Genomic DNA, 24,044 nt, shown 5'->3' on the forward strand with positions numbered 1-24,044 from the left:
ATATTATTCAAAATTAACTTTTGAACTTCACCCATTTAGATGAAGATTTACCCGATGCAATCACCGTTTCCACAAACTGCATTCCTCTAATTCCATCATCAATTGTTGGGAAGTCGAGGTCGAATTCGTTAGGTGTTTCGCCATTCATTCGCTTGCGAACCGTGCGAGCAAAGTTTTTGTAAATATTAGCAAATGCCTCTAAATAACCTTCTGGATGTCCGAACGGAATGCGTGAGCTCACCTTAGCTGCTTCGTATAAATCGCCCACCGATGGTTCGAAAATACGTTGTCCATCAATAGATTTGTGTCTTAAATATTGAGGCGTTTCTTGGTGCCAGTGTAAACTTCCGAGTTCTCCATAAACTCTGATATTGAGTCCGTTTTGTTCGCCATTTGCAATTTGACTACAAGTCAGAATACCTTTTGCACCATTGTCGAAATGCAATAAAACATTGGCATCATCATCAAGCAAACGACCTTCTACAAATGTCGAAACATCAGCACAAAGCTCAGTGATTTTTAAGCCAGTTACATACTCAGCCAAGTTTTCAGCATGTGTGCCAATATCACCGACAGCACCTGCAATTCCCGAGCGTTTAGGGTCAGTACGCCATTCGGCTTGTTTGTTGTTACCTGTCTGTTCTTCAGGAAAGGATAACCAACCTTGCGGATATTCAACAATAACTTTGCGGATATTTCCGATTGCACCCGCTTGAATCATGGCACGTGCTTGTTTTATCATCGGATAGCCCGTGTAATTGTGCGTTAGAGCAAATGTTAAACCTGTTTTTTCAACGATGTCTTTCAGTTTTCGAGCTTCCGAAAGTGTGAAAGTTACGGGTTTGTCGCAAATCACATGGAAGCCATTTTCTAAGGCCATTTTTGCGGGAGCAAAGTGCATGTGATTGGGTGTAACGATTGAAATAGCGTCCATGCGGTCTTTGCGACGCTTTTCTTTTTGAATCATTTCTTTGAAATCGCCGTAGCAACGAGCGGGGTCAAGCATTAAGTCTTCGCCCGATGCTTTTGATTTTTCTGGTGTGGAACTAAAAGCCCCACCAACTAATTCGATTTCACCATCAATGGCAGCCGCAATTCGATGAACACCCCCGATGAATGCCCCTCGACCACCGCCAACCATACCTATTCGGATTTTACGAGCCATAGTTTAAATAATGATTAATTTTTAATGATTAATGTTGAATGTGTTGCGATTTACGCTAAGTTTTATAGAATTTTCTAAAGTTTGAATCCTTCTTTTTCGAGTAATTTTTCGAGCGAAAATTTATATTCGCCCAAAACCACTAATTCTTTATCCCAATTTGCAATAATCCAATCTTGGTTCGGACGAGCAATGGCTACTTGTTTGGATGCCGAAAAGAACCAAAAAACTTCTTTTACTCCAAAATCTAATAAACTTTTAGTTTTCATAGAGTAATAGTCAAATTCACTTAGACCAAAGTCTTTGGCATCGGCTTCAATATCTATTTCGATAACTGCCAGTGGAGGAATATCAAAATATTTACCTTTATTTTCTCTATTTTTTAGGATTTCCTTGTCAAAAATTACAATATCAGATGAAATATTATTGTTTTTTGATAGATGAAACCCCGTTTCGTTACTTCCTACAAAATATTTATCATCATCTAAATTTCTGAAAAGGTTTTTTAAAATAATGTTTAGTAGGATATACTGAATATCACTTTGTCCCATGATTTCTTCTGTGCTTTTTAAATGATTCATCACGTCCTTGTAACCTTTATAATACATAGGTTTTCCATCGTACATTTCATAGATGAGTGATTTTGGAATCTCATGCTTTGCGAAGTGATGACGATAACGTTTTTTCGGTGAAAGAGCCGTTTCCATACAAAAGAATTTATTTGAGTAGCAATTTACATAAAACCACAGATTCTTGTTAATTGCGTTGCCAAATTTCTGAAAAAGTGTCGAATCAACAATTAAAAATAGGATTTTCTTTTGGGAAAATTTAAAATATTCTATTTTTACGGCTCAATTTATTCAAAACCCTTAAAACCTTCTAAAACTATGGTAAATCAGAACCGTCTTTTTCTGGGAAGTTGTTTTGCTCTCATCACAACAGCCTTTTCTTTTAGTATTCGTGCGGGGATTCTTCCGCAATTAGCAACAGATTTTAATTTATCAGCCGAGCAGCTTGGTTTCATCAATTCGATGTGGTTTTTGGGCTTTCCTATTGCCATGATTGTTGGTGGACTCGTGTATCATACCGTAGGCCCGAAAAAAATCATGATGATTGCTTTCGTGTGTCACGCTCTCGGTATTCTCTTGACGCTTTATCCACAAGTATTGGGTGGATATACTGGTCTTTTGGTTTCAACATTCTTGATTGGTATCGGTAATGGCTGTACAGAAGCCGCTTGTAATCCGATGATTGCTGATGCTTATTCTGGCTCACAAATGAGCAAAATGTTGAACCGTTTTCACATGTGGTTTCCTGGCGGAATTGTGGTTGGCAGTTTGTTGTCAGAAGTTATGACAAAACAACTGGGCTTAGGATGGCAGCCACAAATTTGGTTGATTTTAGTGCCAACATTAATATATGCTTATTTATTCTGGGGACAAGAGTTTCCGAAACCTAAAACTGAAGGTGTAACTTCGATCGGAGAAAACCTAAAAGCAATGGCTACGCCTTTGTATATTTTTATGTTTGCTTGTATGGCTCTTACTGCCATCACAGAGTTTGGTCCACAACAATGGACTGGCTTGATTATGAGTAAATCAGGTGCAAGCCCAATGCTTATTTTAGCTTTGGTAACTGGTTTGATGGCCGTTATCAGATTCTTTGCCGGTCCAATCGTTGAGAAATTTGACCAAACAGGTGTTTTACTTGGTTCGGCTGTTTTAGCTGCTATTGGTATCTATTTATTTAGTACTCAAACAGGGGCGATGGCCTACGTAGCAGCTATCTTTTTTGCAATGGGTGTTGCTTTATTCTGGCCAAATATGGTTGGTTTTATTGCCGAAAAAGTGCCTTTGAGTGGTGCACTGGGCATGTCAATCATTGGTGGTGTAGGTATGTTTTCAACCTCAATTTTCCAACCAATTATTGGTCGTTGGATTGACTCAGCAAAGGCTGAACAAACAGCTGCTGGTTTGACAGGTGATGAAATGGAACTGGCTGCTGGACAAGCTACTCTTAGCACAATGGTATTATTTCCAGCTATTTTGATTGTAGCGTTCATAATTTTGTTTTTCTGGCAAAAAAGAAAACCTGCTCAAGCATAAGGTTTTCGATCATATTATGCAATTGTTAAAAAGCCTCGCTAAGTAATTAGCGAGGCTTTTTAATGCAAAAAATCCCTTATCTCAAGCGAAATAAGGGATAAGAATTAAATTACTAACTTTCTCTATTAATTATGATGCTTGTTGACGATGATGTAAAAAAATATCTTTGACTTTCTCGACTCCATCAATTTCAATACAAATAAAAATATTTTTTTGTTAATTGCATAATGTTTTTAAAAAATTTATTTATAATTAAATTATAGATAAATAAATAATTAATCTTTTGAGAGTTTTGTGTTAAATTTGAGCAAATAAGACTTAAATAAAATTTTAATATAGATTGATGATAAAAATATCAACTCCAGGACGTATTTGCCTTTTCGGAGAACATCAAGATTATCTCGGTTTACCCGTTATTGCTGCGGCAATTTCTCGTAGGGTTGATATGTCAGGCGAGCATCGTGCCGATAACCAAATCGTTATTCATTTACCCGATATTGGTTCTGAGTTGCTCATGGAGATTTCGGCAACTCGAATGTCATATCAACAAAAAAGAGATTATTTTAGAAGTGGTTATAATGTGCTGATTGACAGAGGCTTAACTTTTTCAAAAGGTTTAGAATGTACTGTAAGAGGTAATATTCCTATCAATTCGGGTACATCAAGTTCGTCAGCATTATTGGTTACCTGGATTCATTTTTTATCGAAAATGGCTGATATTCCACAAGAATTTTCATCAAAAGAATTGGGCGAAATGGCTTATCAAGCCGAGGTAGTTGAGTTTGGTGAACCTGGCGGAATGATGGACCACCTTTCTACTGCCATCGGGAATGCTGTGTATTTAGAATTTGACCCCATCACGACTGCCGAAGCCATCGAACCCAAATTGGGTAGCTTCGTTTTGGCCGATTCTTGTGAGCCAAAAGATACGATTGGGGTCTTGAAACGAGCAAAATTCGCCCGTTTGGCACTCATTGAAAAGATAAAAGAGCAATTACCTGATTTCTCTCTGCACACTTTTGACTCTTTCGAAAAAGAAAAATTGAAGACTTTTTTGAGTGAAGATGATTATACACTTTTGCTCGGAACCCTCAGAAATAGAGATATTCTGCGAGAAGCTTTAGCTCTTTTCAAGTCAGATAAAATGACTGATGAAGTTTTAGGCAATTTACTGCTCGAACATCACACAATTTTGAGAGACATACTGGGGATTTCCACGCCAAAAATTGAACGAATGCTTGATGCCGCCATGAATGCTGGTGCTTTAGGTGGGAAAATTAATGGTTCGGGTGGGGGAGGGTGTATGTTTGTTTACGCCCCAAATAACCCCGAAAAAGTAGCCGAGGCAATTGATAAAGTGGGTGGTAAAAGCTATGTGATCAGTATTGATGCAGGAACTACGATAATTGAGAATTAAGAATGTAGAATTAAGAATGATTGATAGTCAATATTTTATATTCTTAATTCTACATTATTTATGTTTTAAACTTCGTCAAACAAATGTTCTAAGACGAACGAAAATGTGCCTAAAAAACCTGCTGACTCGTCCAGTTGAGAAGTATTGACCGATAATTTGGTTTTAAATTCGCTCAAGCAATATTTATTAATTGCCTGTTCAATCGGAATTGTGATAAATTTATCGGCTTTGGCCAGAAGACCATCAACCAAAATCAATTCAGGATTAAATAAATGGACAGCAATCGAAAGAGCTTTGCCCAGTTCTGTTCCGATTTCGTTGAGTAAATCAATACAAAGTTCATCGCCCGAATGAGTAGCAGCAATAATCATATCTTCATCGACTGATTCAATATCGCCTTTTGTGAGTTGCACAATCTTTGAAACTCGACCATTTTGCAACTCTTCTTTTACTCTTTTGATAAGTACTTGGGCCGTTGCAACGGTTTCTAAACAGCCAATTTTCCCGCACGAACAAAGTTCGCCCGCACCACGTACCTGAATGTGCCCGAGTTCGCCCGTAAAGCCAGAAGTTCCGTTGAAAACCTCGCCATCAATCAAAATTCCTAAACCAACACCCCAATCGATATTGATAGCCAGTACATTATTGAAATCATGTGCCAATCCGAAGCGTTTTTCGCCCAAAGCAATGGCTTTTGCATCGTTGAGCGTATAAGATGGCACATTGAAGTGTTCACTCATTAAAATATTTATTGGCTTGCCTTCGCTGGTTGGATAAGAGAAATTATAACCTGATTCTTTATCAATCAAACCAGGCATACAGATGCCAATTCCTAAGATTTTTTCGGTGCTAAAGCCTTCTTTTTTTAGAAATTCAATTGATTTTTCTAAAATAAATGTGCCATAAGCGGTATTATTTTCGATTTGAAGTTTAAATTTTTTCTTGGCACAAGCTTCATTTTTCAGGTTATATAATATAATTGTACTATCAAATTTATTAATGAGCCAAGTCAGAATATAGCCATGTCCAGCATTGAGACCGTAAAGTACTGGCTTTCTACCCGATTTTGAATTACCTGTTCCGACTTCCGTAAGCCAACCCTCTTGCATTAGTTCAATGAAAAGCACATTTACCGACGGCGGACTTGAATGTAGTGTTTTACTTAAATCAATGATTGTATTAGGTCCATTGAGGTATAATTCCTTTAAAAGTTGTTGTTTTAACTTAATTTTTTTTATTTCTACTACTGACTCTTTAGTTTCAATCATATTTGCGAAAAGTTTTTATTGAACAAAGATATATCTTTTTTAAGAATACTTATAACAAAAATAATATTTGCTATAAATTGAGTATTTAGAAAAATATTTTTCAAATAATTTCCCTTTTACGTCTATTTAATATGATGATAAACTCACCGTTTTTTTTTAAATTGCCTAATCAATAAACTAAACCTACCGTATTATACAAACATGAAAAAAATTGTAGTACTTCTTCTTTTTTGTTCGTTTTCAGCTTTTTCACAAGACAGTGATTCGCTCGTAATCCGAAAAATTTATAATGAAATCCTTTCAAAAGGAGAGGCTTACAAAACGCTCACGTATTTGAGTAAGAAAATTGGTCCAAGACTTAGCGGTTCAGATGGTGCGGCAAAGGCTGTTCAATACACAAAAAAAGTAATGGAAGAATATGGCTTTGAGCGAGTATTTTTACAAGATGTGATGGTGCCTCATTGGGTACGTGGGCAAAAAGAAACTGCTTTTATAGAAACGGGTAAACAAAAAATTAATGTGCCAATTGCAGCATTAGGTGGTTCGATTGCTACCCCAATAGCTGGAATTAAGGCGGAAGTGATTGAAGTAAAGAATTTTGAAGAACTCGAAGCACTCGGAACAGAAAAAGTAAAAGGTAAAATTGTACTTTTTAATCGTCCGATGGATGCCACAAAAATTAATACATTTGAGGCGTATGGTGGAGCTGTAAACCAACGTGGAAATGGTGCTTCACAAGCCGCTAAATATGGTGCAGTTGGTGCAATTGTGCGTTCGATGACGACACTCCAAGATGATAATCCGCATACAGGTGGTATGCGTTATGCAACGGGCGTGCCGATGATTCCTACGGCAGCAATTAGCACTAATGGAGCAAATTTATTGAGTAAAATGCTCAAAGAAAATCCTAAATTAAAGTTTTATTTCAAACAAAGTTGTGAATCTTTGCCTGATGCTCCCTCACACAATGTGGTTGGAGAAATCAAAGGAACAGAAAAACCAGATGAAATTATTGTAGTTGGTGGACACCTTGATTCATGGGATTTGGCCGAAGGTGCTCAAGACGATGGTGCAGGTTGTGTGCAATCAATAGAGGTTTTGCGTGCTTTGAAGGCTTTGGGTATCAAACCAAAACGCACAATTAGAGTGGTGATGTTTATGAATGAAGAAAATGGTTTGCGTGGCGGAACAAAATACGCTGATTTAGCCAAACAAAATAACGAAAAACACATTGCGGCAATCGAGTCAGACAATGGCGGATTTACGCCAAGAGGTTTCGGAATGGTAGGAACTGATGCCCAAATTTCCAAAGTTACGGTTTATAAAAACCTACTTTCAGCTTATGATTTGAAAGAAATTGGCAGAGGAAGTGGCGGTGCTGATATTGGCCCATTAGGCCAACAGGGTACTTTATTGATTGGTTTTAAACCAGATTCTCAACGCTATTTTGATTTTCATCACGCCAAGACCGATACGCTCGAAGCCGTAAATGAACGTGAGCTAAATCTTGGAGCTGCTTCAATGGCCGCCTTGGTTTATTTACTTGATAAATACGGACTCTAAACAAATTACGATTTCAGAATGACGATTTACGAATTGGTAGAGAACAATAATTCGTAAATCGTCATTCGTAACTCTTTACATATATCCTTCAACGCCCAACCCAAACAGTGCAAAATCATACTTTACTGGATCGATTGGGTCGAGTTGCTTGAGATTTTGCGTAAGTTCGACGGCCGTTTGCCAATCGGGTTTTGGACGAGTAATCAGACCGAGTTTTCGAGCAACACGCTCAACATGAACATCGCAGGGGCAAACCAACTGCGATGTTTTTATTGTATTCCAAATACCAAAATCAACGCCTTTGTTGTCTTTTCTGACCATCCAACGTAAAAACATATTAATACGTTTGCAAGAAGAATTTCGTGCTGGCGTAGCCACGTGTTTCCGTGTACGAATCGGGTAGTCTTCTATACTGAAAAATACGTTTTGGAAATTTTCTAAACCAACCTTAATATCTTCATCCTCAGCCTTCAATCCCACTACAAAAGCATTTTCGAGCGAATCGTTTTTGGCATAAAAAACCTTAAAAAATTCTATAAAATAAAGTGTGTCGGTAGCATTAAAAGTGCGGTGCTTAAATGCAAGAAAGCGTTTGAGGTCAGAATCTTGGTGATTTTTGATGAAATCGTAGGGAGCATTATCCATTAAGCTAATAAGCTCATTACATTTATTGATGATGGTTTTTCGTTGTCCCCAAGCGAGAGTGGCGGCAATAAAACCTGTAATTTCTATATCTTGCTTTTTAATAAACTGATGCGGAATACTGATTGGATCGTGAGGAATAAAATCAGGTTGATTAAACAACTCGTACTTTTCATTCAGTAAATCAATAATGATTTGCGACATTATCTTATGATTTTATCTTCTTTAAAATCCAAACGACTGTATTAGAAATCCACGAAAAAATGGCCACAATGGCGGTAAATAAAAAACCGAATACTGTAATGAAAGGATATAAGACTGCAAATAAAACCGTCCAAATTTTTGACTTGGTTTGCATAAAAAGCTAAAAAAATGAAATGAAAAAAAGTTAACCTAACAGTAGACTGTGGACTAATTACTAACACTATAACTCAAGTCGGCTCTGATTCGTTTATCTTTTGGTGATAATTTCTCAAAAGCCTTTGGTGAAATTTTTATCACTACATCGCCTGATGAGCTTAGTTTGCCAATAACTTTTACCCAAACACTTTGGCCATTGGCCTGATTTGCAACTTTAATGAGCGTGCCAACTGGAGCTGTGCGGTGCAAAGCCAAAAATTTATTGGTGCTGGCACCCGCATCAATCATTTCGGCAATTCCTTGTTCCGAAAACTTCTTGCCACCTGGGGCATTTGGTACAGTTGTAGCTGCGGGCTTGCTGGCTACTGGTTTATTTACAACAGCTTGGTCTTTTGGTTTTTCTTTCTCTTTTACCGCTACGTCGCCTGCTGGGGCTTGTACTTGTACGGATTTTGGCTTTAGCGTATCCTTTTTGACTACTTTCGTTATAAAATTTGCAGGTTTTTCTACTATTAAAACTTGATTTACTTTCAAGGCATCGTTGGTCAAACTATTCCATTCTCTGATTTGCCAAACTTTTATATTATATAGTTTTGCAACCGTAAACAGATTTTGTCCAGCAAGTACTGTGTGGGTTTTGCCTCTAAGTGGAGCTTTCGCTGGCGTTGGTTTCTTTACGGCATCAGTTTTTTCCAAAACTCCTTTTGATGAATCAGTCTGACTAACTTTTTCACTAACTTGAGCTGTTTCTTTTGGCGTAGCTTCTGGTATATCGACAATTTCAATACCGTTTTCGTCGATATTCTTTTTATCGTTTTTAGAAGTTGCTGGGGCTGGAATTATTTCTACTATTGGTGCTTTTTTTGCTATTTTTTTACTTTTGAATGGAATCTCAATTACTTGCTCTGGAGCTATCGTTGTTCCTTTTTTAAACGAAGTATTTGCTGCTAAAAAATCTTTTTCCGTGCAATCATATCTTTTCAGAATGGAATACAGCGTTTCGCCTTTCTCAACTTTATGTTGAACTAAAATCTTTCCGTTTCTTTTCTCAACTCCAAGCGAATCAACGGGGTTAGCATAAGCGTTTGTTAGAATAAACCCTAAAGCTATTATGCAACAAAACAATCTGAACATAGAGGCGTAATTAAATTTTTATAATGCACGATGGAACCAAAGTGTCGAAATTTCTTCGTTTTTCACTGGTATTTAATTCAATTTTATGCAAATTTAACGATTCTGTGACAGATTAACGTATATATTTTTTTTTTGGTGTAAATTCGCCACTTTCAAGCAACAAAACCTATGAAAATTCTCGGTATTATTCCAGCAAGATTCGCTTCGAGTCGCTTTCCAGGGAAGCCTTTGGCTGATATTGGTGGAAAAAGCATGATTCAGCGAGTATATGAGCAAGCACAAAAGGCAAAAAGCCTAAGTAAAGTTGTTGTAGCCACAGATGACCCTCGTATTCTTAGCCACGTAATTTCATTTGGTGGCGAAGCCTACATGACATCTGAAAATCATCCAAGTGGTACTGACCGTTGTTTTGAAGCCCTTCAAAAAGCAGGTGGGAGTAGTAAATTTGATTATATTATCAATATTCAAGGCGATGAACCTTTCATCGACCCTGAAACAATAGAACAAATGGCGAAACTGCTTGATTTTAAGACTGAAATTGCAACGGCAGTAAAAAAAATAAGTGATTATGAAACACTTTTTGACCCAAATGTGGTGAAAGCTGTGCTTACGATGCGAAAGCAATGCTTGTATTTTAGTCGTCAAACCGTACCTTATGTGCGTGGTCACGAACCCGAAACATGGCTCGAACATGCCGATTTTTACAAGCACATTGGTTTGTATGCCTATCGAAATGATGTTTTAGAGCAGATTTCGCATTTACCGCCATCACCCCTCGAAAATACCGAAAAGCTTGAACAATTACGCTGGCTGGGTTATGGGTATAAAATTTATGCAACTATCACCAATTATGAAAGCATTGGCGTTGATACGCCCGAAGATTTAGAAAAATTGAATAAAAGTCTTTTGTGATTTTTTAAGAAAGGCGAAGGCAACAAAAGAGAGTTTATTCCGTTAAAGATAAATTACAAAGTAGTCTTATTTTAATTTAACGAAACTCCCCAATACCGTTGCGACTGGGGAGATTTAAACCATATTTTATGCGATACAATATTCTTTGGGCCGATGATGAAATAGATTTATTAAAACCATACATAATTTTCCTGCAAGCCAAAGGCTATGACGTAACGCCTGTGCCAAGTGGAGCTGATGCACTTGATAAGGTAGAGTCTGAACGATTCGATGTAGTATTTTTGGATGAAATGATGCCAGGAATGACAGGTTTGGAGACACTTTCAAAGATTAAGGTCTTGAAGCCAAACTTGCCAGTCGTTATGATTACGAAGTCGGAAGAAGAACGTATCATGGAAGATGCAATCGGTTCGCAAATTGCTGATTATTTGATAAAACCTATCAATCCAAATCAGATTTTGCTATCTGTCAAGAAAATTCTTGATAATAAACGCCTGATTTCGGAGAAAACTAATCTGGGGTATCAGCAAGATTTCAGAAATTTGGCCATGCAATATAACGACCGTATTGGTCACGAAGAATGGTCAGAAATATACAAAAAATTGATTTTCTGGGAGCTTCAACTCGATAAATCAGATGATAAAAGTATGGAGGAAGTTTTTGGTATGCAAAAGGCTGAAGCCAACTCAAATTTCTGCAAGTTTATCGAAGAAAACTACGAAGACTGGCTCTCTGACCCCAAAGCCGATAAACCTTTGCTTTCGCATCAGTTGATGAAAAATAAGGTTTTTCCTCTGGTAAAAAATGATTCTCCACTTTTCTTTTTATTGATTGATAACCTTCGCTACGACCAATGGAAGGTAATCGAAGAAGTAATTTCGGATTATTTTAATGTAGAAGAAGAAAGCGATTATTATGCAATTTTGCCAACAGCTACTTCGTATGCCCGAAATGCGATTTTTTCGGGAATGATGCCTTCGGATATGGCCAAATATCACCCTGATTTATGGGTAAACGATGAAGGCGAAAACGAAGATGCCTTGAATAATAATGAAGGTGAGTTTTTGAAACGCCAAATCGAGAAAAGCCGTCAGAATATCAGTTTTTCTTACCACAAAATTCTGAATACGGCACAAGGCAAAAGTTTAGTCGATAATTTCAATAATTTATTGAAAAACCAACTCGTAGCCATTGTCTATAATTTTGTGGATATGCTTTCACATTCTCGTACCGAAATGGGTATGATTAAAGAACTTGCACCCGATGAGTCGGCGTATCGTTCAATTACTAAATCTTGGCTCGAACATTCGCCTTTATTGGACTTATTGAAGAAAATTGCCGAGAAAAAAGGACGTTTGGTCATTACGACTGACCACGGAATGATAAAAGTAAAACATCCAAAACGTATCGTCGGCGATAGAAACGTAAATACTAATTTACGTTATAAACAAGGCAAAAATCTAAACTTAGATGATAAAAACGACCACGTTTTGGTAGTTCGTAAGCCAGAAACCTTTATGCTTCCAAAACCGAATATTTCAACGGCGTATTTCTTTACAATGGAAGATTATTTCTTTGCGTACCCGAATAATTATAACCATTACGTGAGTCATTATCGAGATACTTTTCAACACGGAGGCATTTCGATAGAAGAAATGATTGTGCCGTTTGCATATCTGACCGCCAAGTAGCACAATTTACTGAATTGTGCCAAGAATAATCACCTACCACAACAAAAGATGAAACCGATTATATACCTTTTGATAGTGCTTAATTGTTTGATTATCAGTGCTGTTGCTCAAGATAAAACCGAAAAGTACCTTGAAGATAAGTATTCGTGGTATATATCGTTGAATTTGGGAAATGCTGTCGGGAATTATCAGAAAATATTGGAAGATGCTGATAAAGCTGGCACAAAAGGTGGCTTGGTTATAGGTGGTTTAATGAATCCATATAAAAGAAGCAAAGCATCAACCGTATTTTATGGTGGAGAATTCGGCTTTCAGTCGAACGGAAGAGATAAAACACCAATCAGTGCATCTTTAGGTGATTTTTACGTAGCAAATCATTCGTTTTGGCTCAATGGTGTGGCTCGTTATCGACCAATTTTATGGAGTTCCAAACTGAATCCCTATGCTGATGCTTTTTTTGGTGCGAAACTCATCCGAACGAGTGTTGTTGAGCAATTCGGACAAGACGAGAGCGAAATTCTGAAAGCTGTGAATAAGCTTGTGCCGAATTATGGGGCAGGAGTGGGGCTTGGTATAAAGCTATCGGGACAGCTAAAAAATAATTATCTTGATATTGGTCTGTATTACCAACAAGCCGACGCTACAAGAATTGTAAAACCAAATTCAGTAGAAATTAACAGTACATATCAAGCATCATTTAAACAGATTCTGACCAGCACTAATCAGATTGTAGTCAAAATTGGCTTGGCTGGCTTTTTATGAAAATTCGCTTTATCAGTGCCATGCACAGCATGACATGACCAGGAATATCGTCTGTGGCACGCTATGCGTGTCACAGATAAAATGTACGTTAAATTCGTACTTGTAAAACTTTGATTTCTTCGCTTAAAAATTGCGTATTTAGCTTTTGCAAATCTTTGTAATTAAATACCTGTCCGTCAGTTCTTACTTGTTTAATCTTCTCAAAATTAAGCGTTTCTACTAACCAACCTTCTTCTTGAGCTTTGCTTGTAGAAATAATTCCTTCTTCTGGTAGATTTTTGTCAGGAGTTGTATAAAAAGCCCCAAAACCATAATTTATATCAACTGCTGGCGACCACGCAGCATTACCAATCGTCTGTGAAACTGCTACATAACATTGATTTTCTAAGGCTCTGGCTCTTGCTCCCACGTGTACACGGGTTGCTCCACGAATGGTTTCGGTACAACTTGGCGATAGAATGAGCGAAGCCCCAGCTGCACATAAATTTTGTGAACCAATTGGAAATTCAACGTCATAACAAATCTGAATGCCAAAACTGCCCCAATCTCCTTCAAAAACGGTTAGTTGTTTGGGTGCTGAATCAATTCTCCATTCTTCATTCTCGAAACGAGTCATAAAAAACTTATCTTGATAGCCAATCAAGCCTTTTTCTGAAAAAACAAATGCACGGTTATAAATTTTATCCCCTTCAAGTACAGGAAAACTTGGAGCAATGATTGTTACTTGATATTTTCGAGCGAGTTGACTGAATGTTTCGCAAAAATCGGCTTTAAGTGTATCAAGTTCTCTAACTTGCCAACGAATATCTGCACGAATTTCATCTGAAAACAAACTCACCAATTCCATCGAACCATACTCAGGGAAAAGTAAGATTTGAGCATCTTGGCGAGCGGCTTTAGCCACCCATTTTTCGGTATGGACTCGCCAGTGGTCAAGGCTTTTGTGTTCGGTAATTGGGTACTGTGCCGAAGCTATGGTGATGGTCATGATAGTTGTTTTGTCCAATAAATCATTTCTTTTTGAGTAGAATGCTGCTCTCCAATATCAAGCCATTCAAAGGTGCTTTTGAGCGAATTTTCTTTATTATAGCCTCTTTTTATCCAGAATTTATCTAAGGGTTGATAGTCAGAAGGTCGTAAAGGATGATTTTCCTCACGAACTACTGAGCAGAAGCTGGTGATTTTACAAGTGCTAAAACTTCGGGCATGAGCTTCCCTTTCATCAAAAAAACGATGTCCTAAACCTAAACCACGATAGTCGGGCAAAAGAATACTTTCTCCGAAATAAAACACACTTTCGAGTTCGATTCCCGCATTTATAAAAGGCTCTTGTACTTCGGGAGTTTCATCTATCAAAGGAATGCAAGTAGTTGCTCCAACCATTTTGCTGCCATCATAGACTACAAATAAAAAAGCATTTTCAGACTCAGAATAAACTTTGAGGTATTCTTTTTCGTAATCAATACTTCCTTCGTAGAGATACGGAAAAGCCTTAAAGACTGCAATTCTTAGCTGAGCGAGGTCTTCGAAAACAGATGTTATTAATGCACCTGTTTTGGTGATATATGAAAGCTGAGCCATTTTCTTATGAAACCAACTTTATCCAAAGTGGAAGGTTGTAGTAAGTAGTTACACGAGTAATTTTATCGCCTTTTACCTCCAAAAATGCTCCAGCGGGCAACACATATTTTTGTCCGTGAGCGGCTGGTGAGTCTTCGTCACCTTTTTTATAGATTCCATTTACTATAAATTCGGCGGCCACACGGTTGCCAGTTGGTTCGCTCAAAAGTACAATTTCGGTGAGTGTTTCTTCGTAACATTCATCCATCATTTGCAAAAATGCCGTGAATAATTCAATACCAATTCGTTCATCACCTTGGTTGGGTTGGTGTTTGATTTCAGGATGAACAAGAGCCAACATTCCCTGCCAATCTTTGTTATTAAAACAATCGTAGTATTTTTTTACGGTTTCTAAAGCAGACATATCAATAGTAAGTTTTAAAAATTAAGTAGAAATTGAATAGTTCTTGCAATATATAAAAAAATCAAGAAATTTCAGCCTCAGCCAAAACACGATAGCTATAAGCTAAACCCATTGCTACACTATTAAAATTATCGCCTGATTTGATTTTTTCGGTTCCAAAACGCTGCATAAAAATATTGTTCAACGGTCTAACCATCGAAGTTCCGCCCGTCATAAATACTACATCAATATCTTCATTTTTTATTTGATTTTTGTCGAGAAACTCTTGCAAATATTGTTCAATTTTCTCTACGTTTTTATCAATGATTTCTTCTGAAAATGCTTGAATCGAAATGGGTTCGTTGATGGCTATTTCACTTTCGTTAAACTCAAATACTGCATCATCTGACTTTGTTAAGTCGATTTTTACTTTTTCTATTTGCTTGAAAAGTACATAACCTAAATTCTGTTCAATCAAGGTTTGAAGATTTTTTACTCGATAATCTTTGCCCGAATATTGGTAAGATTTAGCAATGCTCAACTTCATACGGAGCGAGTCGAGGAAGTTCATTTTTTCCCATGAACAAATGCTATAAAAATACGAAAGAGGTAAATCAATCGGTTTCCCAGGAGTAAATTCTTCTTTTACACCACGCCCAAAATGAGGTGTACCTTTGTGCCACATAATATCAGAATCGAAACTATCGCCACCGATATAAATACCTCCTTGTGCGAGCATATCAGCCGTTCTATCGGCTTGATTAATAGCTTCGGGGTTAAGTTTCATCAACGAAAAATCGGATGTACCTCCACCAAAATCGGCCACCAAGACCAATTGTTGATTTTCGATTTGGCGTTCATAAGTAAAAGCCGCACCGATGGGTTCCATTTGAAAGTAAAATTCTTCAAAACCTGCAATTTGTGCTGCTTTTGATAATCTTTCTTGAGCTAAAGCATCTTTTTCAGGGTTTTCATCGAAAACTACTGGGCGGCCAATTACAGCTGTTTTGACGTTTTCTCCTACAAATTCATCAGCTACTTTCTTTAAATGAACTAAAATCAAAGCCACCAAATCTTCTGCACGGTAGTTTTTCGAGCCGATGCGAGTATCAATAAAGCTTTTATTGGGTAAAACCTTTTTGATAGACTTCATAAATCGTCCACGCATACGATTCTGCACATAGAGCGAAATTGCATCATGCCCAACCGTTGGAACAACAGGCTCTTTTGGATTGACAGGCTCAGGGAAAAATAGCAGTGAAGGGATTGTAAATAGTTTAACTAAATTATTGGTTTCTGTATCAAGAATTGCGAGTGCCGAGTTGGTCGTGCCGAAATCAATTCCGTAAATATATTTGCTCATGAAAAAAGGTTTTGTAGTAGCACAATTTTCTAAATTGTGTTTGGTGCGGCACAATTTAGAAAATTGTGCGACGATAAAAATTTACATACTTTCAGCAAGGTCACGAACCTGACCTTTATCGCAGTAGAGTGTACGGTGCGGGAAGCGTTCGATAAGCTCAAAATCATGCGTTGCCATCAGAACGGCAGTATTTGATTTCGCATTAATATCGAGGAAAAGTTTCAGAATTTCTACTGACATTTCGGGGTCAAGGTTACCCGTTGGTTCATCGGCTAAGATAATATCGGGTTTGTTGAGCAATGCTCGGGCGATGCCCACTCTTTGCTGCTCACCACCAGAGAGTTGATGTGGCATTTTTTCGAGAATATGTGGGAGATTGACTAACGCGAGCACTTCCGTAATTCGCTTATCCATTTCTGTTTTTTCAGTCAAACCCATGGCTTTTAAATAAAAGCGGAGGTTTTTGTCGATGTTTCTATCACTTAACAACTGAAAATCTTGAAAAACGATGCCGATATTTCTTCTAAGATAAGGGATTTGGGAGCGTTTCAGAGCATGAAGTTCGAATCCACCAACAACGCCACTGCCTTTTTCAAGCCAAAGATCAGCGTAGAGCGTTTGTAGAAGTGAAGATTTTCCACTACCAGTTCGACCAATCAGATATACAAATTCTCCTTTTTGGATACTAAAATTTACATCCGACAAAACCAATTGGTCTCGTTGGTAAATAAAAGCGTTTTGTAGTGAAATGACTGGCATAAATTAAGAATTGAGAATTAAGAATGTAGAATGATTGAAAATAATTTTATAGGTTGATACTAAAGAAGTACTACCGACATTCTCAATTCTACATTCTTAATTCTACATTAATTTTATTTTCCGTTTGCTTTGGCGTGGTCAGCTAAGAATTTAGCTAAACCGCTGTCAGTCAATGGGTGATTCAATAAAGCCATGATAGCTGAAAGTGGACCAGTCATTACATCAGAACCAATTTTAGCACATTGTAAGATATGTAAAGGATGACGTACTGAAGCAGCTAAGATTTGCGTTTCAAAGCCGTAGTTGTCATAAATTGTACGAATATCTTCAATCAAAATCATGCCATCTGATGAAATATCATCTAAACGACCAACGAATGGAGAAACATAAGTTGCACCAGCTTTGGCAGCTAAAAGAGCTTGTCCTGCCGAGAATACTAACGTACAGTTGGTTTTGATACCTCTTTCCGAAAAATATTTGATAGCTTTGATACCGTCTTTAATCATCGGTATTTTTACTACAATCTGCTCGTCGATTTCGGCTAATTCTTCACCTTCGGCAATCATTTCCTCGAAAGTTGTAGCAATAACTTCAGCACTTACATCACCATCTACAATATCGCAGATTGCTTTATAATGACGCATGACATTGTTTTTGCCAGAAATACCTTCTTTGGCCATTAATGAAGGGTTGGTAGTTACGCCGTCAAGAATGCCGAGGTCTTGTGCTTCTTGAATGTCTTTGAGAGAGGCTGTATCAATAAAAAATTTCATGGAGAAAAAACCCCTATCCCCTAAAGGGGGACTTTTTGTTGGGAACTCCTATGCCATGGGGCAATTAGACATAGAAATTACAAATATATTGATGCGAATAAGTCAAAAAAAAAGGCAAATTCACCGCTCAACCACAGTACCCTTGCTTCGGTCAAGACCTGGGGGATTCAGCAGGAGCTGGTAATTTGCCGACACAAAAGTAGTAAATTTTTGACTGTCTGCAAACGTTTTCTTTGACAAAATTAATAGTTTTTTGATAATTTGATGTAAAAATCAATATAATTAACTGATAATCAGTGACTTGATAGGTAATATTATGACATTAAAAAAAATTAAGGAGATATATCATATTTTTTGAAAAGCCTTCATTGTAATTTTGTTTGTTTTGAGAAATATTCCTAACCCAAAGTCTTTAAAATTATGGTACAGAAAGTAATCTTATGGTTTTTTGTAGTAATGTTTTTTGTTTTTGCTCTTGTGCAATATAATGACCCAGACCCTTATGTATGGATTCCGGTTTATTTGATTCCGACGTATTTGTGTTATTATAAGCTGCAAGGGAAAGGCGATAAAGTGATGTATTTTGGCATTGGCTTGCTTTTTTTGATGTGGGCAATCAACCAATTTCCACCAGCATGGGAGGGCGTTTTGTTGAATCAAGGTATGAAAACGATAAATATTGAGTTGGGGCGTGAATCGCTTGGTTTGGGATGCTGCACTATTGGAATGTGGATTTGTGCAGCATTAAAGTGAGTTCTGTGTTTAGAGTTCTGAGTGATGAATTTTAACTCTACACTCAGAACTCTAAACTATTAAAGCATCGCCATAAACTCGTCTTCCGAAATCATCTTGACGTTGAGTTTTTGGGCTTTTTGTATTTTTGATGCTCCAGGTTTTTCGCCCACAATCAGAAAATCTAATTTTCCTGAAACTCCGCTCACAACTTTTCCGCCATTGGCTTCGATTTTTTGTTCGAGGGCTTCACGCTCAAAATTGGCAAATGTGCCTGTATAAAGGAATGTCTTTCCTGCGAGTTGGTCGCCTTCTATTTCTTTTACTTCGTCTTGTGCCGAAAACTGTAAGCCAGCTAATCGTAGTTTTTCGATGAAAACTTGGTTTTCTTCGTTTTGAAAATATTCTACGATGCTTTGGGCAATTTTATCGCCAATTTCGGGAGCCGTGCGAAGCGTTTCGTAATCAGCATTTTTGATATTATCAATATTTTTAAAGAAACTCGCCAGTTTTTCGGCCACCGTTGCACCTACATAACGAATACCGATGCCAAAAAGCACTTGTTTGAAAGGTGCTTGTTTCGATTTTTCGATGCCATCTAAGATATTTTGTACGGTTTTTTCTTTAAAACCTATCTTCCTGATTTTTCCTGTGAGTTCATCTTCTGTTACTTTTTCGAGTCCGAAAAGTTTTTCGTAGGTTAAATCATATAAATCTGTGATGTCGTTGACCAAGCCTTTGTCATATAGAAGTTCGATTTTTCCTTCACCTAAACTATCAATATTCATCGCTTTTCGGTGAATGAAATGCTCGATTCGACCTCGAATTTGTGGCGGACAACCTTTTTCGTTGGTGCAATAGTGATTTGCTTCGCCTTCTTTACGAGTCAATGTACCACCACATTCGGGGCAAGTTGTTGGGTAAACAATTTCTTGCGTGTTGAACATATCTCGCTTCGATAAATCAACGGCCGTTACTTTCGGAATGATTTCTCCACCTTTTTCTACAAATACAGTATCACCAATTCTAAGGCCCAGACGCTCAATTTCGTTGGCATTGTGGAGCGACGCACGCTTTACTGTTGTGCCAGATAAATGTATTCCTTTGCCATTTAGTTTGTCGTTATCAAGTTCGGCAACTGGTGTAATTGCCCCCGTACGACCAACTTGATAGGTAACGGCTTTCAAAATAGCAGGTTTCGATTCGGCTTTGTATTTATAGGCAATTGCCCAACGTGGACTCTTAGCCGTGTAACCCAGTTCGGCTCTCTGTGCAATCGAATTGAGTTTGATCACGATACCGTCAGTAGCGAGTGGTAATGAAAAACGTTTTTCATCCCAAAGTTTAATATATTCGATAACTGACTGAATATCAGAGCATTTTTGCCAAGTTGGTGAAACATTAAAGCCTAAGTTTTTGAGTGCAATGAGGCTTTCTTCGTGCGTTGCAAAAACTTCTTCATCTGATAAAAACTGATAAACATAAGCATCAAGGCCACGACGTGCAACTTCGGCCGAATCTTGTAATTTGAAACTTCCTGAAGCGGCATTTCGAGCATTGGCGTAACTTTCTTCGCCCGCTGCTTCGGCATCAGAGTTCATTTTTTCAAATGATGAGTAGGGGAGAAAACCTTCACCACGAATTTCAAAAGCTCCCCCCACCCCCGATGGGGGAGCTACTTTAAGTGGTAACGTTTTTATTGTCTTTACGTTATTGGTAATATCATCACCTCTTACACCATCGCCACGAGTTACACCACGTACAAAAATGCCGTTTTCGTAGGTCATTGAGAGCGAAATTCCATCGAATTTTAGCTCGCAAATATATTCGTAGGTCTCGCCGTTGAGTCCTTTTTTTACTCTTTCGTCGAAGTCAATGAGTTCTTGTTCGTTGTAAGTATTGGCCAACGAAAGCATCGGGTACCGGTGTTCGACACTCGCAAAGTTTTTGGTAATAGTGCCGCCCACTCGGTGCGTTGGCGATTCAGGTAATTTTAAGTCGGGATATTGATTTTCGAGCGATTCTAACTCTTTCAAGAGTATATCAAACTCTTGGTCAGAAATCTCCGATACACTATCCATGTAGTAGCGTTGGTTGTAGTAATTGAGTTTTTCGGTTAGTTCGCTTATGCGTTCGGCAGGATTCATAGGGGTCGATACTGGTTATTGGTTCTTGGGGAATTAGTTATTTTAACTTAGACTTGGCATCCTTGAAAAGTTGTTAAATCCCAAATTATAACGCAATTTATAAAGATTTCATTAAAAAAGCCTGCTGTTTGGAGCAGGCTTTCTATTATTTTGCACAATTTGGAAAATTGTGCTACACTATACTTGCATGATGTCTTTTTCTTTTTCGGCCATTAATTGTTCGGCTTTCGTGATGTAGCTATCAGTCATTTTCTGAACACGTTCTTCTGCTTTTTTTACTTCATCTTCCGAGCCACCATCCTTCTGAATTTTCTTTAATTCTTCGTTGGCTTCTTGGCGTACCTTACGAATATTCACACGAGCAACTTCGATTTCATTTTTTGCTTTTTTTACTAATTCTCTACGACGCTCCTCGGTTAACGGTGGGATATTCAGACGAATCAATTCACCATCATTGGCAGGTGAAAGACCAATATTTGAGTTGATAATGGCACGCTCAATATCGTTGATGAGTTTACGCTCAAAAGGCTTGATTGAGATTGTGCGAGCATCAGGTGTGCTGATTGATGAAACTTGACTCAATGGCGTAGGCGAGCCATAATATTCAACCAGAATTCCATCGAGCATTTGGGTAGAAGCACGCCCTGCTCTGATTTTTGAAAGTTCGATTTGCGTATGTTTCAAGGCACGTTCCATCGTGTCTTTCGCCATATCAAGGACTAATTCTATTTCTTCCATTTTCTTAAACTTCGTATTTCTAAACTACAATATTTATAAATATTCAATTAATCTCCTACCAAAGTACCAACGTTTTCGCCTTTTACCACTTTCATCAAATTGCCTGCAACATTCATATCAAAGACAATAATTGGCATTTTGTTTTCTTTACATAGTGCAAAGGCCGTCAAATCCATCACTTTTAGGTTTTTGTTGATGGCTTCTTCGTAGCTTATTTTATCGTATTTGGTGGCGGTTGCGTCTTTGCGTGGGTCGGCTGTATAAACTCCGTCAACGCTTGTGCCTTTCATCAAAACATCAACGCCCAATTCGTTGGCTCTTAATGCTCCGCCCGAATCGGTCGAGAAATAGGGGTTTCCTGTTCCTGCACCTAAGATTACGATGCGGCCTTTTTCGAGGTGACGAATCGCACGACGACGAATAAATGGCTCAGCAACTTGTTCCATTTTAATAGCCGACATCAAGCGTGTGTTTAAACCAGCTTTTTCTAAGGCACTTTGGATGGCCATTCCGTTAATAACGGTGGCAATCATACCCATATAATCGCCTTGTTCACGGTCGATACCAGAGTTTTGGCTTGCTCCACGAAAGATATTTCCGCCGCCGATTACGATTGCTACTTGGCAACCTGCATCAATAATAGATTTAACTTCTTGGGCGTATTGCGAAAGAATATCGGAGTTAATAATTTGGCTTTTATCGCCACCGTTGAGGGCTTCGCCACTTAATTTGAGGAGGATTCGCTTGTATTTTAGTTCAGACATTGAGGGTGTATTTTAAAGCAAAGTTAGGGTTAAATTTTTGAGTTTGGAAAATTTTGAAGGTAGAATTTTGAATTGAACTATTAAAACAAGTGTGGCACACCTTTTTGTATTAAACAGAAAAGTGTGCCACACTTAGGCTTCAATAATATGTTTAATGCCTATTTCTATTCAAATTCCATGATTAACTGCCCTTTTTCTACGCTATCGCCTGTGTTAGTTTTGATACTTTTCACAATTCCATCGCCTGCGGCTTTGATGGCGTTTTCCATCTTCATAGCTACTAAAATTAATAATACATCTCCTTTTTTTACTTCATCTCCTACTTTTACTTTCATTTCATAAATCAAACCTGGCATTGGTGCTTTGAGGTTGTTGAGTTTGGCCGAAGCAGCACTGCTCATTCCCATTTTTTCTAAAAGCAAATCTGTACGATTTTTGAGATTGACGGTGTGAATTGTCCCGTTTATTTTCAGTTTAAAGATTTTTTCGGTATAATTTGCCTCAACGAGTTCGGCATTATATGATTGATTATCTTTTATGATATGAAAATGATTATCAGAAATATCACGGAAATCCCACAAAAATGGTTGATTATTTACTGAAACTTCTCCTTTTTCATCTGAAATCTCAAAAGTTTGGTTGTCTATGATTGCTTTTAGCATGGTTGAAGTTTTTGTTTGAAAATGTTAGATGTTGTAACAGATTGTTGCACTTAGTTTTCGTTCAACTTGTTGATTATAAACAACGTTCAACCAAAAACAACAGTTTGCAACAATAACTACTTTTTATTTATCAAATATACACCAACCAGAATGATTGTCATACCAAAATAATGCAAAAAAGATATAGATTCGCCATCAATGAAACCCATCAATGTTGCCACAACAGGAATTAAATAAGTTACCGAAGAAGCAAAAACAGGTGAAGAAATCTGCAAAACATAGTTAAAAATAATAGCTGCAATGCCCGAGTTGATTGCTCCGAGTAGTAGCAACATCAATAGTGGCTGCATAGTATCGGCATTGATGCGGGAAACAAAATCGGTCGAGAAAAGAATAATAGCTGAGATTACGGCTACACTAAAAAGCGTCCAGCCACTCAATAAAACGGCGTTGATTCCACTCAAATGTTTACCCACGATATTTACGTTGAAGCCATACATCAATGATGCCAAGATAATCAGTAGAGCATAAGGGTTTAGCTGATTAATTGAAAGGCCATCTTTGCTTGATGAAAGCACTAAAATTACGCTTCCTGCAAAACCTAAAATCAAACCTGCTACTTGCCAACGTTTGATAATTTGTTGAAAGAAAATTGCTCCAACAATCAATACAAAAAGAGGTGTTGCAGAGTTTAAAGTGCCTGATAATGAGCTGTTTATCTTACTTCCTGCAAATGCAAATAAGAATGCAGGTAGGAAGTAACCTAAAAGCCCTGAAGCGATAAAGTATTTGGTTTTCTCCTTAGGAAATTGTTTACGAGAGGATATTATCCACGGTAAAAATACCAATCCAGCCGCCAGAATTCTGACGGTTCCTATTTGAACTGGCGTGAAAGCATCAAGGCTTTTTTTGATAATAATAAACGAAGAACCCCACATAATGGCCAGTAAACTAAGTAAAAGCCAAGAAATAAGTGTTCGGTTTTCGGGATTTGTAAAGGTCTTTTTATTCATAATGAAATGAGTGAATGCCTCAATGATTGAATGAGTGATTGATAGAATGGTTGAATGAGCGAGTGATTGAATGAGTGATTAAGAATTAATTTAATATTCATTCATTCTCTCATT

Annotated in this window: 23 protein-coding genes; 7 read left to right on the forward strand and 16 right to left on the reverse strand. The window is 37.7% G+C overall.

Annotation, left to right across the window (positions count from 1 at the left end):
- Positions 1-13: 13 nt before the first annotated feature.
- Together ABR854_RS23150 and ABR854_RS23155 are read right to left on the reverse strand one after the other, a co-directional pair.
- Positions 14-1,165 carry a Gfo/Idh/MocA family protein gene (locus tag ABR854_RS23150; RefSeq protein ID WP_350268232.1) on the reverse strand — a complete coding sequence of 384 codons (1,152 nt, stop codon included), beginning with the start codon at positions 1,163-1,165 and terminating at the stop codon, positions 14-16.
- 74 nt (positions 1,166-1,239) lie between these two features.
- Entirely contained in the window at positions 1,240-1,869 is a 630-nt protein-coding gene (locus ABR854_RS23155) for a Uma2 family endonuclease (protein ID WP_350268233.1), read from the reverse strand.
- Positions 1,870-2,049: 180 nt separating this feature from the next.
- Here ABR854_RS23155 and ABR854_RS23160 point away from each other — a divergent pair, with 180 nt between their 5' ends.
- Together ABR854_RS23160 and ABR854_RS23165 are read left to right on the forward strand one after the other, a co-directional pair.
- Positions 2,050-3,267 carry an MFS transporter gene (locus ABR854_RS23160; protein WP_350268234.1) on the forward strand — a complete coding sequence of 406 codons (1,218 nt, stop codon included), beginning with the start codon at positions 2,050-2,052 and terminating at the stop codon, positions 3,265-3,267.
- Positions 3,268-3,610: 343 nt separating this feature from the next.
- Positions 3,611-4,684 carry a mevalonate kinase family protein gene (locus ABR854_RS23165; RefSeq protein ID WP_350268235.1) on the forward strand — a complete coding sequence of 358 codons (1,074 nt, stop codon included), beginning with the start codon at positions 3,611-3,613 and terminating at the stop codon, positions 4,682-4,684.
- A 65-nt stretch (positions 4,685-4,749) separates the two neighbouring features.
- Here ABR854_RS23165 and ABR854_RS23170 read toward each other — a convergent pair whose 3' ends face one another.
- Entirely contained in the window at positions 4,750-5,952 is a 1,203-nt protein-coding gene (locus ABR854_RS23170; RefSeq protein WP_350268236.1) for an ROK family protein, read from the reverse strand.
- Between the two features lie 201 nt (positions 5,953-6,153).
- On the opposite strand from ABR854_RS23170, the gene ABR854_RS23175 reads away from it, so the two are divergent.
- Complete coding sequence (locus ABR854_RS23175) at positions 6,154-7,515, forward strand: M20/M25/M40 family metallo-hydrolase (protein WP_350268237.1); 1,362 nt, start codon at positions 6,154-6,156, stop codon at positions 7,513-7,515.
- Between the two features lie 75 nt (positions 7,516-7,590).
- Here ABR854_RS23175 and ABR854_RS23180 read toward each other — a convergent pair whose 3' ends face one another.
- Positions 7,591-8,361, reverse strand: coding sequence for a TIGR02757 family protein (locus ABR854_RS23180; protein ID WP_350268238.1), 771 nt, complete (start codon positions 8,359-8,361; stop codon positions 7,591-7,593).
- A gap of 207 nt (positions 8,362-8,568) precedes the next feature.
- Positions 8,569-9,651 carry a LysM peptidoglycan-binding domain-containing protein gene (locus ABR854_RS23185; RefSeq protein WP_350268239.1) on the reverse strand — a complete coding sequence of 361 codons (1,083 nt, stop codon included), beginning with the start codon at positions 9,649-9,651 and terminating at the stop codon, positions 8,569-8,571.
- A 168-nt stretch (positions 9,652-9,819) separates the two neighbouring features.
- On the opposite strand from ABR854_RS23185, the gene kdsB reads away from it, so the two are divergent.
- The 3 genes from kdsB (at position 9,820) to ABR854_RS23200 (ending at position 13,016) form a co-directional block, all read left to right on the forward strand.
- Entirely contained in the window at positions 9,820-10,563 is a 744-nt protein-coding gene (gene kdsB, locus ABR854_RS23190; protein ID WP_350268240.1) for a 3-deoxy-manno-octulosonate cytidylyltransferase, read from the forward strand.
- Positions 10,564-10,691: 128 nt separating this feature from the next.
- Positions 10,692-12,254 (forward strand): T9SS response regulator signal transducer PorX, encoded by a 1,563-nt coding sequence (gene porX, locus ABR854_RS23195; protein ID WP_350268241.1) that lies wholly within the window; start codon positions 10,692-10,694, stop codon positions 12,252-12,254.
- Between the two features lie 48 nt (positions 12,255-12,302).
- The gene (locus ABR854_RS23200) at positions 12,303-13,016 is read left to right on the forward strand and encodes a hypothetical protein (protein WP_350268242.1); all 714 of its coding nucleotides are present in this window, start codon (positions 12,303-12,305) and stop codon (positions 13,014-13,016) included.
- Between the two features lie 88 nt (positions 13,017-13,104).
- Here ABR854_RS23200 and ABR854_RS23205 read toward each other — a convergent pair whose 3' ends face one another.
- The 6 genes from ABR854_RS23205 to fsa form a co-directional block, all read right to left on the reverse strand.
- Positions 13,105-14,004 (reverse strand): carbon-nitrogen hydrolase family protein, encoded by a 900-nt coding sequence (locus tag ABR854_RS23205; RefSeq protein WP_350268243.1) that lies wholly within the window; start codon positions 14,002-14,004, stop codon positions 13,105-13,107.
- Positions 14,001-14,597 (reverse strand): GNAT family N-acetyltransferase, encoded by a 597-nt coding sequence (locus ABR854_RS23210; RefSeq protein ID WP_350268244.1) that lies wholly within the window; start codon positions 14,595-14,597, stop codon positions 14,001-14,003. Before ABR854_RS23210 ends, ABR854_RS23205 begins: the two co-directional genes overlap by 4 nt.
- Before the next feature lie 4 nt (positions 14,598-14,601).
- The gene (locus ABR854_RS23215) at positions 14,602-15,000 is read right to left on the reverse strand and encodes a nuclear transport factor 2 family protein (protein WP_350268245.1); all 399 of its coding nucleotides are present in this window, start codon (positions 14,998-15,000) and stop codon (positions 14,602-14,604) included.
- A 61-nt stretch (positions 15,001-15,061) separates the two neighbouring features.
- Complete coding sequence (locus tag ABR854_RS23220) at positions 15,062-16,342, reverse strand: Hsp70 family protein (RefSeq protein WP_350268246.1); 1,281 nt, start codon at positions 16,340-16,342, stop codon at positions 15,062-15,064.
- An 81-nt stretch (positions 16,343-16,423) separates the two neighbouring features.
- Positions 16,424-17,101 (reverse strand): cell division ATP-binding protein FtsE, encoded by a 678-nt coding sequence (locus ABR854_RS23225; RefSeq protein WP_350268247.1) that lies wholly within the window; start codon positions 17,099-17,101, stop codon positions 16,424-16,426.
- Positions 17,102-17,214: 113 nt separating this feature from the next.
- A complete protein-coding gene (fsa, locus tag ABR854_RS23230; RefSeq protein WP_350268248.1) occupies positions 17,215-17,874 on the reverse strand; it encodes a fructose-6-phosphate aldolase in 660 nt (219 codons plus the stop codon).
- 420 nt (positions 17,875-18,294) lie between these two features.
- Between fsa and ABR854_RS23235 the strand changes: the two genes are divergently transcribed.
- Positions 18,295-18,627: a transmembrane 220 family protein gene (locus tag ABR854_RS23235; protein WP_350268249.1), complete on the forward strand. Its 333-nt coding sequence runs from the start codon at positions 18,295-18,297 to the stop codon at positions 18,625-18,627.
- A 59-nt stretch (positions 18,628-18,686) separates the two neighbouring features.
- On the opposite strand, the gene ligA is transcribed toward ABR854_RS23235, so the two are convergent.
- From ligA to ABR854_RS23260, 5 genes are all read right to left on the reverse strand, one after another.
- Entirely contained in the window at positions 18,687-20,753 is a 2,067-nt protein-coding gene (ligA, locus tag ABR854_RS23240; protein ID WP_350268250.1) for an NAD-dependent DNA ligase LigA, read from the reverse strand.
- A 177-nt stretch (positions 20,754-20,930) separates the two neighbouring features.
- Positions 20,931-21,491, reverse strand: coding sequence for a ribosome recycling factor (gene frr / locus ABR854_RS23245; protein WP_350268251.1), 561 nt, complete (start codon positions 21,489-21,491; stop codon positions 20,931-20,933).
- A 47-nt stretch (positions 21,492-21,538) separates the two neighbouring features.
- The gene (gene pyrH, locus ABR854_RS23250) at positions 21,539-22,255 is read right to left on the reverse strand and encodes a UMP kinase (RefSeq protein ID WP_350268252.1); all 717 of its coding nucleotides are present in this window, start codon (positions 22,253-22,255) and stop codon (positions 21,539-21,541) included.
- Between the two features lie 164 nt (positions 22,256-22,419).
- Positions 22,420-22,917 carry an acyl-CoA carboxylase biotin carboxyl carrier protein subunit gene (locus tag ABR854_RS23255; RefSeq protein ID WP_350268253.1) on the reverse strand — a complete coding sequence of 166 codons (498 nt, stop codon included), beginning with the start codon at positions 22,915-22,917 and terminating at the stop codon, positions 22,420-22,422.
- Positions 22,918-23,033: 116 nt separating this feature from the next.
- Complete coding sequence (locus ABR854_RS23260) at positions 23,034-23,930, reverse strand: DMT family transporter (protein WP_350268254.1); 897 nt, start codon at positions 23,928-23,930, stop codon at positions 23,034-23,036.
- Positions 23,931-24,044: the final 114 nt, after the last annotated feature.

It is taken from the genome of Emticicia sp. W12TSBA100-4 (assembly GCF_040253585.1).
Lineage (GTDB): Bacteria > Bacteroidota > Bacteroidia > Cytophagales > Spirosomataceae > Emticicia.

Excerpts from the sequence above, each read along its gene's own strand:
- ABR854_RS23155 (WP_350268233.1), bottom strand. The coding sequence starts at position 1,869 with ATGGAAACGGCTCTTTCACCGAAAAAACGTTATCGTCATCACTTCGCA.
- pyrH (WP_350268252.1), bottom strand. The coding sequence starts at position 22,255 with ATGTCTGAACTAAAATACAAGCGAATCCTCCTCAAATTAAGTGGCGAA.
- ABR854_RS23185 (WP_350268239.1), bottom strand. The coding sequence starts at position 9,651 with ATGTTCAGATTGTTTTGTTGCATAATAGCTTTAGGGTTTATTCTAACA.
- ABR854_RS23260 (WP_350268254.1), bottom strand. The coding sequence starts at position 23,930 with ATGAATAAAAAGACCTTTACAAATCCCGAAAACCGAACACTTATTTCT.
- porX (WP_350268241.1), top strand. The coding sequence starts at position 10,692 with ATGCGATACAATATTCTTTGGGCCGATGATGAAATAGATTTATTAAAA.
- ligA (WP_350268250.1), bottom strand. The coding sequence starts at position 20,753 with ATGAATCCTGCCGAACGCATAAGCGAACTAACCGAAAAACTCAATTAC.
- frr (WP_350268251.1), bottom strand. The coding sequence starts at position 21,491 with ATGGAAGAAATAGAATTAGTCCTTGATATGGCGAAAGACACGATGGAA.
- ABR854_RS23255 (WP_350268253.1), bottom strand. The coding sequence starts at position 22,917 with ATGCTAAAAGCAATCATAGACAACCAAACTTTTGAGATTTCAGATGAA.
- ABR854_RS23225 (WP_350268247.1), bottom strand. The coding sequence starts at position 17,101 with ATGCCAGTCATTTCACTACAAAACGCTTTTATTTACCAACGAGACCAA.
- ABR854_RS23165 (WP_350268235.1), top strand. The coding sequence starts at position 3,611 with ATGATAAAAATATCAACTCCAGGACGTATTTGCCTTTTCGGAGAACAT.
- ABR854_RS23160 (WP_350268234.1), top strand. The coding sequence starts at position 2,050 with ATGGTAAATCAGAACCGTCTTTTTCTGGGAAGTTGTTTTGCTCTCATC.
- fsa (WP_350268248.1), bottom strand. The coding sequence starts at position 17,874 with ATGAAATTTTTTATTGATACAGCCTCTCTCAAAGACATTCAAGAAGCA.
- ABR854_RS23150 (WP_350268232.1), bottom strand. The coding sequence starts at position 1,165 with ATGGCTCGTAAAATCCGAATAGGTATGGTTGGCGGTGGTCGAGGGGCA.
- ABR854_RS23175 (WP_350268237.1), top strand. The coding sequence starts at position 6,154 with ATGAAAAAAATTGTAGTACTTCTTCTTTTTTGTTCGTTTTCAGCTTTT.
- ABR854_RS23210 (WP_350268244.1), bottom strand. The coding sequence starts at position 14,597 with ATGGCTCAGCTTTCATATATCACCAAAACAGGTGCATTAATAACATCT.
- ABR854_RS23235 (WP_350268249.1), top strand. The coding sequence starts at position 18,295 with ATGGTACAGAAAGTAATCTTATGGTTTTTTGTAGTAATGTTTTTTGTT.
- ABR854_RS23200 (WP_350268242.1), top strand. The coding sequence starts at position 12,303 with ATGAAACCGATTATATACCTTTTGATAGTGCTTAATTGTTTGATTATC.
- kdsB (WP_350268240.1), top strand. The coding sequence starts at position 9,820 with ATGAAAATTCTCGGTATTATTCCAGCAAGATTCGCTTCGAGTCGCTTT.
- ABR854_RS23220 (WP_350268246.1), bottom strand. The coding sequence starts at position 16,342 with ATGAGCAAATATATTTACGGAATTGATTTCGGCACGACCAACTCGGCA.
- ABR854_RS23205 (WP_350268243.1), bottom strand. The coding sequence starts at position 14,004 with ATGACCATCACCATAGCTTCGGCACAGTACCCAATTACCGAACACAAA.
- ABR854_RS23170 (WP_350268236.1), bottom strand. The coding sequence starts at position 5,952 with ATGATTGAAACTAAAGAGTCAGTAGTAGAAATAAAAAAAATTAAGTTA.
- ABR854_RS23215 (WP_350268245.1), bottom strand. The coding sequence starts at position 15,000 with ATGTCTGCTTTAGAAACCGTAAAAAAATACTACGATTGTTTTAATAAC.
- ABR854_RS23180 (WP_350268238.1), bottom strand. The coding sequence starts at position 8,361 with ATGTCGCAAATCATTATTGATTTACTGAATGAAAAGTACGAGTTGTTT.